The organism is Sunxiuqinia sp. sy24 (assembly GCF_052677165.1).
In genome coordinates this window covers 150,001-161,882 of record NZ_JBQYLH010000005.1, presented here as the reverse complement: position 1 = coordinate 161,882, position 11,882 = coordinate 150,001, and the positions used below count along the sequence as shown (strand labels likewise).

The window sequence follows — 11,882 nt, the reverse complement described above, 5'->3', positions numbered from 1 at the left end:
TAGTTTCTTAAAAATCGAATTCAAAGATACGAAAAAGATCATTTTCCGCTTTGCCCTATGACGTTAATATAGAATTATTAATGCAGAGGTAAACTAAGCAGATGCGGGAGTATATCGGGCAACTTATTTGGAAACTTCCTTGAAAATAAGCTGCAAAGGCGGTAGGTTTTATTATTTTTGTTTGCACAAAATAAGCCTATGTTTTTTCAAAATGTCATTGGGCAGGAAGCCACTAAAAATAGATTAGTTCAGTCAGTCAAGGAAGAACGCATTAGTCATGCGCAATTGTTTGCTGGTCCCGAAGGTTCGGGTAAGCTGGCCTTGGCGCTGGCGTATGCCCAGTATGTTTCGTGTTTGAACAAACAAGCGGGTGATTCTTGCGGTCAATGTTCGTCGTGTAAAAAATATGCCAAGTTAATTCATCCCGACTTACACTTCGTGTTTCCGGTGGTGAAAACCACCAAGATTAAAGACCCGGTGAGCGATCATTTTTTGGCTGAATGGCGAAAGTTGATCCTTGAAAATGCCTATTTCAACCTGGAAGACTGGTTTAACTTTATTGGAGTTGAAAATGCGCAGGGCATAATTTATTCGCACGAGAGTGATGAGATTATTCGTAAGCTGAGCCTCAAGTCGTTTGAAGGTGAGTACAAGGTGATGATTATCTGGATGCCGGAGAAAATGCATGCGGCTTGCTCCAACAAGTTGCTGAAAATGATTGAGGAACCACCCGTGAAAACTTTGTTTTTGTTGGTGACGGAGAATGAAGAGGAAATTATCACGACCATCCGTTCGCGTTGTCAGTTGATAAAAATACCGGGAATTCAGGCGGAGCCAATGAGAATAGCTATTCAACAGCTAGAAGGTGCTGCAGGGAAAGATGTGGATAACCTGGTGCATCTGAGCCGTGGTAATTATCGGCAGGCTCTGAATCTGCTGCAGTTGAACGAAAGTACCCGCTATAATTTGGAGCGTTTTAAAGAGTTGATGCGTTTTTCGTATGGTCGCAAGTTTATGGATTTGTTTGAATGGATCAACAAGGTTTCGGGCATGGGGCGCGAGCGTCAGAAAATCTTTCTGCAATACGCGATGGGTTTGATTCGTGAAAACTTCGTGTATAACCTCAAGAATCCGGAGTTGGTTTTTATGCATGAGGAAGAACAGGCTTTTTCGTCACGTTTTTCGCCTTTCATCAACGAGCGAAATATTATTCCCATCAGCGAAGAACTGGAGAAAGCTTATCAGCATATTGCTATGAATGGCAATCCACGTATTATTTTCACCGACATGTCGTTGAGGATCGTTAAGTTGATCAGGAAGTAACCTGGCCGTAACTTCCGCTCATTCGATGTGAATAATCATCCTTGTTTGCTCGGATTATTCTTTGGGTAAGATGGGGAACTTAACGTAAAAAGTGCTTCCCACGTTTTCGGTTGACTCAAACCAGATTTCACCATGAAGCAAATTGGTAATTCCTTTGATGATGCTTAATCCCAAACCGGTGCCTGGCTTAATGGTTTTGGACTCGACCTGCGTAAATCGTTTGAAAATCGCTTCTTTAAATTGCTCGGGAATGCCAATTCCGGTGTCAGTAACATAAAAGGTGATGCTGTTTTCTTCCAGCTGATGAATGCCCAGCTCAATAAACCCTTCGGTGGTGTTTTTTATCGAGTTGGTAAGCAGGTTGTCGAACACCTGCTTTAACCGAATAGGATCGGAGAACATGATAATAGACTTGGTTGCCAACTTGCAATTAAGTCTTAATTTAATCGTTTCCTTCTCCTGGAGCAAGGAACTTTGCCGGTGATAGTCGTAGGTATTTTGAAGAAAAGGCACAATGGAAAAATAGCTCAACTCAATTTTTAACTGGTTCGATTCGATTTTGGCAATGTCAATGATGTCATCAATGATTCGTAACAAATGATTGCCGGATTTTTGGATGAAACTGGTGTATCGGCGCTGTTTCTCGGGGGGAGTATCGGTGTTGTCTAAAAGGCTCGAGAAACCAATAATGCTATTCATTGGGGTGCGAATTTCGTGTGACATATTGGCCAGGAAAGCGGATTTCAGCTCATCGCTTTCCTTCGCTTTTTTTGTTGCAATTTGCAGTTCCTTGTTCAGCTTCTGCAACTCGTTCATGGCATTCTGTAACTCATCATTCTTATGCAGAATTTGCTCTTCCAGGCGTTTGTGCTCTGTCAGGTCGTTTAAGATCAAAACCAGTTTTTCGTTAATGAAACTCCAGCGGATCTGGACAAATTTGATGGAGCCGTCTTTGCAGGTAACGTGGGCTTCGAACGGAACTTTCGTGTCTAAACGATTAATCCGGGTTTCTAGGTCAAGCTGCCAGCGCTCTTTCATCTTCTCCCGGTATGCTTGGTCGGGGTAGGCTTTCTCAAACCATTGTTCTACATTCGGAATGTCTTGGGTGGTGTAGCCAAAGGTATGGGTAAACTCACGGTTCAAATATTCAACAAGACCATCCTTGCTGTTTACAGCGATTGGGATGGGCGATTCATAAAGCAGATGCCGCAAGCCTTGTTGGTTTTCAACCAACTTCTGCGCAATTTCACGTTGCTCGGTGATGTCAGTCAGGGCGCCAACAATCGAGCTTGTTTTCCCGTTTGTTACAACCGGTGCTTCATGTACCTGAACCCAAACCAGGTGACCGTCTTTATGCACCAGCTCCAGTTCGTACGGATCCTGCATTTGTCCGGTCTGAACCGCTTTTTCCACCAATTTAAAACCTTTGTCGTTGATGGGGTTTCCCGAAGTCAGACTGGTCCATTTCACCATAGCCTCTTCCGGGGTATAACCCAGCAGAGTCTTCATTTGTGGGCTGATATACGTCAGGATATGATCGGTTGAGTGCGAGTAGAAAACATTGGTGCTGTGTTCAATAATGTTGCGAAGTTTTTCTTCGCTTTCGCGAATGATTTGCCGGTTTCGTTTGTCGTCGCTAATGTTGCGGGTAGTGCAAATCATCCCATCAAAACGGTGGTTCTTAATCAAAGGAACCAGCCAGCCGGCAAGTTCAACGGGCTCTCCGCGAATGGTAAGCAAATGGGTTTCGTATTTTAAGGGCTTTAAGGTTTGCTTGGCATTAAGATAATCGTCTAAAAAGTTTCCGAGTTCTTTTTTCTCAAACGAATGGATGCTTTTTCCAATTAATTCTTTTTTGTTTAAGCCCGTATTTAAGCTTATGCCGGAATTGGCGAAGAAGATCGTGTCATTTTTATCCGTCACCCAAATTCCTTCATGAAGGTGATCCATCAGTCGCTCATAAAAGTGAATGGGCCCCTGGTCCGGGTGGTGATTTTTGAGTTGCTTAGTCAGCATCAGCACAAAATAATCCGCCTGGTCGGAGTGAACCTGAATGTCGAAATAGGTTTTCGCATCAAAAGAGAACTCGGTGAACTTTTTTGTCTTTCCGGATTTGGCTGCTGCTGCAAATTTGGACACCCATTTGGGATTCAATGCTGAAAAAACAGTTAAGAGCGACTGCCCTTTTAGCGTTTGGCCATTCTTTCCCGTCGCCAACTCAAAAGCTGGGTTAACTTTCAAAATAGTGAAATCAATGGGGCGGTTATGCTTGTCGTATTGGATTTTATGGAGTGAGCAGGCCAGAGGAATTTCATCGAAAACGGACTCATAGGTGTGGAAACTGTTTTCATAGTCTCCTGGCTGCATGTCCTTCTTGTTCGTTAAGGATTCAATTTGCTTTTTGAGAAGCCTGATTGTTTTCTGATATTCTCTTTCGTTATCCATATTCACTAAAACAACGGAAATCTAATTTAGCTCATTTCGACTAACAAAGCTATTTATTTATTGGCTCAATTTACGATAACACTGTGTTTTAGCCTTATGTTTTGTAATTTTATTGACATCTGTCGCTACTGCTTTGTTTGTCAGCATTATTAATTATTTTTGTATCGATAAAGCATATAGTGCTTCCGGATTGACCTGATCCGGCATTAATTCTTAAACTATGGATGATCAACTATCAATCGAACGAGGCTGTTGTAAAAAATCCGCGGGAACTTGCTCCAAACTGGAGGTTTACGATTGGCTGAATGATGTGGTGAATAAGTCAGGAGAGGATGACATCATTGAGGTTCGATTTAAAAATACACGAAAAGATTACTACCGAAATGTCAATAATCTGAAACTGAAAGCTGGCGATATTGTGGCTGTGGAAGCCAGCCCGGGACATGATATTGGCATCGTGACTCTTACTGGCGCTTTGGTAAAACACCAAATGAAGAAGCATAAGGTCACGCTCATCAATGGAGAGATTCGGAAAGTTTACCGGAAAGCAAAAACCGTGGATATCGATAAGTGGCGCGAGGCGATGAGTCTCGAGCATAGCACCATGATTGAAGCGCGAAAGATTGCTGTTGACCTGAAGTTGAACATGAAAATCGGAGATGTGGAATACCAGGGAGATCGCACGAAAGCTATCTTTTACTACATTGCTGATGAGCGTGTTGATTTCCGGCAGCTTATTCGCGTACTGGCTGATACTTTTCGGATTCGAATTGAAATGAAGCAGATTGGCGCCCGGCAGGAAGCGGGGCGAATTGGCGGTATTGGCCCTTGTGGACGCGAACTGTGCTGTGCTACCTGGATTAGCAACTTTGTATCGGTAACAACCAATGCGGCCCGTTACCAGGAGATTTCGCTCAATCCTCAAAAGCTGGCCGGACAATGTGGCAAATTGAAATGTTGTCTGAATTTTGAGGTGGACTCCTACATCGATGCCCAAAAAGATTTTCCCCCCAGCAATGTACCCTTGGATAGTGAGGAAGGACGTTATTATTTCCAGAAAGCGGATATTTTTAGCCGCATCTTATACTACGGGGCTAATGGTAGCAAAGGCTTACCGCCAGTAGCCATTTCAGTAGAGCGGGCTAAGGAAGTGATTCGTCAGAACAAGAGAGGCAAGAAAGTTGAGAAACTGTCGGATGGTTCGGCTGACAAGTCCTTAAAAAAAGCACAAGGATTTGAAGATGTAATAGCCGAGGAAAGTTTGACGCGTTTTGATGAGCCGAAGCCTCGTCACCGGAAGAAAAAACGTTATCCGAAAAACAATTCTTCAAGACGACCAAAGAAGAAATCATGAAAAACATCCTTAAGGGAATAGTTTTGGTGCTGCTTTTTGCTGCCTGCGACACCAACCGGGTTTATGAAGATTATAAAGCTATTGGCAGAGATGGCTGGCATAAAGATTCTTTGGCCAGCTTTATCGTGCCCATTGATAGCAGTGGGCAAAACCATAATATTTACATCAACATTCGAAATAAAGGAACTTACCCCAATAGTAATATTTGGCTATTTTTAGAAGTCGCCTCGCCGCAAGGTCAACTACTGACCGATACCGTTGAATATATTCTGGCTGAGAAATCAGGCCAATGGCGAGGTAGTGGGATAGGAGATCTTTTTGATAATCAGTTTTTGTACCGAAGAAATGTTCATTTTGAAGAGTCGGGCGAATACCGGTTTTCAATTCGTCAGGGCATGCGTGCCAAAAATCTGAAAGGGATTCATGATATAGGACTTCGGGTAGAAAAACAAAATTAATTAGGAAAGTGGGAAAGAATAAACTGGCCAAGTTTTCAGAAATGGCCACATTTGATCATGTGATTCAGGCGCCGTACAATAAAGTCGATCAGAAAGATCATGAACTTAAAGGACGGTGGAAGCAGGATTTTTTTAAGAATGACCATCCGCTGGTGCTGGAGTTGGGCTGTGGGAAAGGTGAATATTCCGTCTCGATGGCCGAATATTTTCCCAATAAAAACTTTATTGGAGTCGACATTAAAGGCGCCCGGATGTGGAAAGGCTCGAAGTTAGTGGCTGAAAAAGGCCTGAAAAATGTTGGATTTATACGGACCAACATTGAGATTATCAGTGCTTTTTTTGAAGCAGATGAAGTGGATGAAATCTGGTTGACTTTTCCTGATCCGCAGATGAAAAAAGATACGAAGCGATTGACTTCAACAAACTTTATGAACCGGTATAAGCAATTTCTGAAACCGGAAGGTACCATTCATCTTAAAACAGACAGCAACTTTCAATACCGGTACACATTAGCTATGGTGGAGGAAAATGGCTTGCCAATTTTGGCTGAAACGGATGATTTGTATGAATCGCCTTTGCTGGATGAAGTTCTCTCTATTCAAACTTTTTATGAAAAGCAATGGCGTGAAAGAGGTTTGCCAATCAAATACCTGGCTTTTCAGTTGCCCGCCGATAAACCATTGCGCGAGCCCGATGTTGAAATAGAAAAAGATCCTTACCGGAGTTTTGGTCGATCGGCAAGGGAATAAGGTGCATGGATAATTTTTTTGAAAAGGTATGGGCGACAGCCTGTCAAATTCCGCTTGGGCGGGTGACAAGTTACGGCGCAATTGCCCGTTACCTGGGCGCTGCGCGGTCGGCGCGGATGGTGGGTTGGGCCATGAACAATTGCCGGGCTAGTGAAGTTCGTGTTCCCGCACATCGGGTTGTGAATTCGAAAGGATTACTGACAGGCAAACATCATTTTCAAGGATCTCATGTGATGGAGGAATTGCTGGAGAGCGAGGGGGTTCGTGTGGAAGATAATCAGATTGTCAACTTTGACGAGCTGTTCTGGGATCCGGCGAAAGAATTAGGAATTCATTAAAAATAAGATACAATGGCTGATATACCACGTAAATTTATAGTCCCCAAAGATGTAACCGACGCCTTGCGTTCGGTGCAATTTCCTGGAGGGAAAGAGAATATTATTGAACTGGACATGGCTCAGGAAATACGCATTGCCGGAAAGAAAGTCACTTTCTCGTTGGTATTCCAGCGTTCTGATGATCCCAACATGGATGCAGTTATTCAGCAGTGCGAAGCGGCCATTCAGCGTGAGCTGGGAGCCGATATTGAAATAAAAGGAAACATCACAGCCAAAGCCATTCATCAGATGGAGCGACCAATTTTACCAGGGGTGAAGAATATTGTTGCTGTGTCTTCCGGTAAAGGAGGAGTTGGAAAATCAACTGTTGCGGTAAACCTGGCGGTAGCGCTGGCGAAAACAGGCGCTTCGGTTGGGGTGATCGATGCTGATATTTTTGGTCCTTCAATCCCGAAGATGTTTGGTGCGGAGCAAATCCGGCCGGCAGGCATCAAGGTTGACGGACGCGAAATGATTGAGCCGGTTGTTCAGCATGGCGTGAAAATTCTGTCCATTGGCTTTTTTGTTTCTGGCGATGACGCCTTGGTTTGGCGTGGTCCGATGGCTAGTAATGCCCTGAAACAATTGATTACCGATGGCAATTGGGGCGAGTTAGACTACTTGCTGATCGATTTGCCCCCGGGCACCAGCGATATTCACCTGACCTTGGTGCAAACGGTTCCCGTAACCGGTGCCATTATTGTGTCTACTCCGCAGGATGTGGCCCTGGCTGATGTTATTAAAGGAGTCAGCATGTTCCGCGGTAAAAATGTTGATGTGCCGGTTTTAGGGCTGGTAGAGAATATGGCTTGGTTTACACCGGAGGAGCTTCCCGATAATAAATACTACATTTTTGGGAAAGATGGTGCCAAAAACCTGGCAGAGAAACTGGATATTCCCTTGTTGGGACAGGTTCCGTTGGTACAAGGGATTCGTGAAGGAGGTGACTCCGGTATTCCCGCAGCCAGCGATGAACAATCGCCCATGGGCAAAGCCTTTCTTGAATTGGCTTCTAATACGATAAAGCAGGTGGAAGCCAGGAATGCACAACAGGATCCGACTAAAAAGGTTAAGGTAAGCCGGAAATAGCAGTTTGGCGTTAAAAAAGATAATCTCCGCTCTTTCGATGATAAGGGCGGAGATTTTTATTTCGGTCAGATCATTTTTCCTTCCACTTTTGGCCTTTTTACTTGCTTGTTTAACATTGATATTTTAGCTTCAAGTCCCAATAAATTAGCTCGTTTTTTGTAATATTGTAGACTTTCTGGCTTGAAAGAGAAGAAGCCGACTGCACTACTCTGGGATGAGGAGTAGACGAAGGAATCATTTGGACTTCTTCGGGTCTCTTTTTCAGCGTGAGAATAGCAATATTATTCGAATAAATAAGTTTATCCTACAGTGCTAAAATATACTCGTTTGAGCAGATCTTTTCTACATAGCTTGTTTGTTGCCTTAGTGCTGATTATTGTCGGTGGTTGTTCGACCGAAAAGAATACCCGACTGTCGCGAACCTACCATAATGTTACCGCGCATTACAATGTCTATTTTAATGGAAGAGAGAGTTTGAATGCAGGTGTTGAGCGAATTAACCGGTCGGTTGAAGACGACTTTACCCGGCTGCTGCCTGTTTTTAAGTCCAGTGATCCTGGGACTGGACGGATCGCTCAGTCAGATATGGAATACGCGATCATGAAAGCATCGAAATTAATTAAGGTGCATTCCATTACCAAAAAGCCCAAGCGACGCAAAAACAGGAGTCGGGCTTATATTCGAATGGCGAGCAAGGAAGAATATAATAATTGGGTTGACGATAGTTACATCCTCATGGGGAAAGCCTATTTCTACATGAAGAATTACATGGCTGCCATTGAGAACTTATCGTATGTGGTTCGAAAATTTAGCGAGGAAGATACTAAGTTTGAAGCTTATATCTGGCTTATTCGGTCGTATACCGAGTTGGAACGCTATAACGAGGCTCTTGAGCTGATTCAGAACGTGGATGCCAGCGTTGATTTCCCCAAAAAATATGATGAAGAGTTTGCCTTGGCTGTTGCCGACTTTCACATTCGTCAAAATGCGTTTCAGGACGCTATTCCTCAGCTTAAGGTAGCCATCGATAAAACCTTTTGGCGTAAAAATAAGGTTCGGTTAAAATATATTCTGGCACAGCTTTATCAGGAATCGGGGCAGCATGAGTTAGCGACGGAAACGTTTCGTGAAGTGGCTAAAATGAACCCGCCCTATGAAATGGCCTTTAATGCACGGATTAATGCTGCCGGCTCGTTTACCGGCGAAGGTGATGTGGATAAGCTGAAAAAGGAATTGCGCAAAATGTTGCGCGACTCGAAGAATTACGAATTTCGGGATCAGATTTATTATGCCTTGGGATCTATTTTTATGACCGAAGGCAACCAGCCCGTCGCTGTCGATAACTATATTCGATCGGCTGCAGCCAGCAGTGTCAACGTGTTTCAGCGTGCCTTATCCTGTCTTACGCTGGCCGATATTTACTTTGAGGAAAAGAACTACCAGGATGCGCAAAGTTACTACGATAGCGCGATGGTGGTGATTGATGAGACCTATCCCAAATATGAGCAGATTGTTGATCGTTACAACAGCTTAACGCGTCTGACGGATAACTTGTATGCCGTTGTCCGGGAAGACAGTTTGCAACGACTTGCTGCAATGAGTGAGGCTGCACGAAACGCCAAAGTGTCTCAATGGATCAATGCGGCTCGCGAAGAAGAGCAGCGGCAGCGGCAATTGGCCAGCGAAGAGATGGCCGATCGCAACTTTTTTCGCATGAATCAATCGCGAATGGGACTGAACCGACAGCAGCAGGGTAGTGGCTGGTACTTCTATAACCCGACCACTGTGGCTTATGGAAGAGTGGAATTCCAACAGATTTGGGGCGAAAGGAAATTGGAAGATGACTGGCGGCGCAGTAATAAGAATTCAGCATCGGAATTTGAGATGGAACAGATGGATGCTCAGGCTGCGGTTGATAGCAGCGACTTACGGATAGATGATCCGATGGAGCGGGCTTATTACCTGCAGGACGTTCCGCTGACTGATGAAGCGCTGGCCGAATCACATCAGAAGATCCGCGATGGTTTATTCAATGCCGGACGGATTTTTAAACAGGACTTTGACAACTATGAACGAGCCATTCAGGAGTTTGAAGAATTGTTACGGAGGTATGGCTCGAGTTCTTATCAGCTCACTAGCTATTTTGAGTTGTGGAATCTATACGAAACAGTTGGAAATGAGGAGCGATCGAACTATTATAAAAACCTGATTGTTGCCAATTATCCGGATAGCAAATACGCTAAGTACTTGGTAAATCCGAATTTCTTTATTGAACTGGAAGCCCGCCAGGACAGTGTGAATAACCTTTATCAGCAGGCTTTCTACAATTACCAGCAAGGAAATTATAGCGCAGCAGAGGACTATGTTGAGCAGATTAAACGACTGGATCCGGATACTTTGTTGCTGCCGAAAATTTCGTTTATGGAAACCATTGCCGAAGGTGTGCAAACCGATTGGACTCAGTTTGGCAAAATGCTGAACCAGCATATTCAAACTTACCCGGCAAGTGGAACAGTTGCTTTGGCAAAGCAGGTACTCAAACTGATTGAAGACAGCACGCTGGCCGATTATCAAAAGTTGGTGGAAATTGGATATCTGAACGATCAGATTGAAAACGATGAGTTGCTGCCGGAAAACCAGGCTGATCAGGATGAGTTTGGCGGTAAATTCTCCTATGATGATGAACTGCTTCATTATTTCGTGATTGCCTTTCCACGCTCGGCCGATGTTGATTTAAACCGATTGAAGTTTGACATTGCCAACTACAATATCGATCATTATACCCGGATGGATTTCGACATGGAAACGGAGAATCTGAATAATGAGACGACGCTGGTTGTTGTCCGGGCCTTGCCGGATAAGGAGCAAAGTTTGATCTACTTCCGGTCGATCATTCGCGAGCGTGAGGTGTTCCAGTCGCTGGGCGATATTCAATATGTGAATTTTGTGGCTTCATCCTACAATTACCGCGAAATTAAGTCGGATAAAAATTACCTGGAATACCTAAAATATTTTGTAAAGAACTACAGCCGCTTTGTGACTAATGATTTCCCGGCCGACTCGTTGGAAGATCCCGAAGAATTATTGGCCCGGCTAAGAGCAGACGAAGAACGCTTGGAAGAGCGAGGTTCCTTTGTTGTGGTGAAAGCGGACGAAACAAAGGGTCTTTTTGACCGACAGAATGAAGCGTCACATTATTTTGTTATTGCGGTGAATGATCCAAGCTTTGATTTGCGTGCGTTGGAACCTGGTTTTAATCGTTACAACCGGTTGCAGGCTGCAGCTCTGAACCTGACTGTTGAGCAACAGAAGTTTGGTGACTACCAACTGATGGTGGTTAAATCGTTGGATAATGCTCAGGAGGCGATGAATTATTTCAGCAAGGTGGTGGCCAACCGCTCGCTTTATGAAAGTTTGGAAATGCGGGCCTACCGTAACTTCATCATTACCGATTCGAACTTGGCCAAGATGAAGAAGGAAAGCACGATTGCTGATTATGTTGAGTTTTTCCGCGACTATTATATTAGTGGGGCATTTAAACCAGGCTCAGCACAAGGAACTAGTCCGAATGCCGTAAGCAAGCCCGAGACTTCGGTGGTTGCGCCAACGCCTGTTCAGCCCGAAAAACCAGCCTATGAGGGACCGTTTAATACCACAGTGGAAGGGAAGCAGCTTTTCATTTTAATGATTCCTAAAACAGGCGTAGATCAAGCTCAGATTCAGGAGGCAATAGCAAATCATAATCAACAAAATTTCTCTACCATGAACTTGCTTGTTGAGGCTGCCGACTTTGACTCGGATAATTTGGTGCTGAAGGTTTCTGGAATTAATGACAAGGAATCGGGCATGAACTACCTGCGAAGCCTGGTCCAGAATCAGCAGGTTTATCAGCCGCTGAGTACTGTTAGCTATCGCAATTTTGTGATTACACCCGAAAACTACGACACGCTGATGAGCCAGAAAGCTATGGCGCCGTACCTTGAATTCTACAAAGCTTACTATTTAACCCGCTAGTGGCGTTAAACTTTGTTAAGGGCATACTACATCGGGTCTAATTTTGTTTGTATAGGTGTTAGCTTTAATTCGA

General features: G+C 44.1%; 8 protein-coding genes. 7 read left to right on the top strand and 1 reads right to left on the bottom strand.

Annotated features, from left to right (window positions below; translation table 11 throughout):
* Nucleotides 1–198: 198 nt before the first annotated feature.
* On the top strand, nt 199–1,323 hold the full coding sequence (locus tag ACUNWA_RS06505) for a DNA polymerase III subunit (RefSeq protein ID WP_445591081.1): 1,125 nt from the start codon (nt 199–201) through the stop codon (nt 1,321–1,323).
* Between the two features lie 54 nt (nt 1,324–1,377).
* On the opposite strand, the gene ACUNWA_RS06500 is transcribed toward ACUNWA_RS06505, so the two are convergent.
* On the bottom strand, nt 1,378–3,768 hold the full coding sequence (locus tag ACUNWA_RS06500; protein WP_445591080.1) for a PAS domain S-box protein: 2,391 nt from the start codon (nt 3,766–3,768) through the stop codon (nt 1,378–1,380).
* A 220-nt stretch (nt 3,769–3,988) separates the two neighbouring features.
* Here ACUNWA_RS06500 and ACUNWA_RS06495 point away from each other — a divergent pair, with 220 nt between their 5' ends.
* From ACUNWA_RS06495 to porW, 6 genes are all read left to right on the top strand, one after another.
* The gene (locus ACUNWA_RS06495) at nt 3,989–5,122 is read left to right on the top strand and encodes a PSP1 domain-containing protein (protein WP_445591079.1); all 1,134 of its coding nucleotides are present in this window, start codon (nt 3,989–3,991) and stop codon (nt 5,120–5,122) included.
* Entirely contained in the window at nt 5,119–5,580 is a 462-nt protein-coding gene (locus tag ACUNWA_RS06490; RefSeq protein ID WP_445591078.1) for a gliding motility lipoprotein GldH, read from the top strand. Before ACUNWA_RS06495 ends, ACUNWA_RS06490 begins: the two co-directional genes overlap by 4 nt.
* Before the next feature lie 8 nt (nt 5,581–5,588).
* Entirely contained in the window at nt 5,589–6,329 is a 741-nt protein-coding gene (trmB, locus tag ACUNWA_RS06485; RefSeq protein WP_445591077.1) for a tRNA (guanosine(46)-N7)-methyltransferase TrmB, read from the top strand.
* Between the two features lie 5 nt (nt 6,330–6,334).
* A complete protein-coding gene (locus ACUNWA_RS06480) occupies nt 6,335–6,667 on the top strand; it encodes an MGMT family protein (RefSeq protein ID WP_445591076.1) in 333 nt (110 codons plus the stop codon).
* 12 nt (nt 6,668–6,679) lie between these two features.
* Entirely contained in the window at nt 6,680–7,795 is a 1,116-nt protein-coding gene (locus ACUNWA_RS06475; protein ID WP_445591075.1) for an Mrp/NBP35 family ATP-binding protein, read from the top strand.
* A gap of 327 nt (nt 7,796–8,122) precedes the next feature.
* Nucleotides 8,123–11,809: a type IX secretion system periplasmic lipoprotein PorW/SprE gene (gene porW / locus ACUNWA_RS06470; protein WP_445591074.1), complete on the top strand. Its 3,687-nt coding sequence runs from the start codon at nt 8,123–8,125 to the stop codon at nt 11,807–11,809.
* Nucleotides 11,810–11,882: the final 73 nt, after the last annotated feature.

Excerpts from the sequence above, each read along its gene's own strand:
- ACUNWA_RS06500 (WP_445591080.1), bottom strand. The coding sequence starts at position 3,768 with ATGGATAACGAAAGAGAATATCAGAAAACAATCAGGCTTCTCAAAAAG.
- ACUNWA_RS06480 (WP_445591076.1), top strand. The coding sequence starts at position 6,335 with ATGGATAATTTTTTTGAAAAGGTATGGGCGACAGCCTGTCAAATTCCG.
- ACUNWA_RS06495 (WP_445591079.1), top strand. The coding sequence starts at position 3,989 with ATGGATGATCAACTATCAATCGAACGAGGCTGTTGTAAAAAATCCGCG.
- ACUNWA_RS06490 (WP_445591078.1), top strand. The coding sequence starts at position 5,119 with ATGAAAAACATCCTTAAGGGAATAGTTTTGGTGCTGCTTTTTGCTGCC.
- ACUNWA_RS06475 (WP_445591075.1), top strand. The coding sequence starts at position 6,680 with ATGGCTGATATACCACGTAAATTTATAGTCCCCAAAGATGTAACCGAC.
- ACUNWA_RS06505 (WP_445591081.1), top strand. The coding sequence starts at position 199 with ATGTTTTTTCAAAATGTCATTGGGCAGGAAGCCACTAAAAATAGATTA.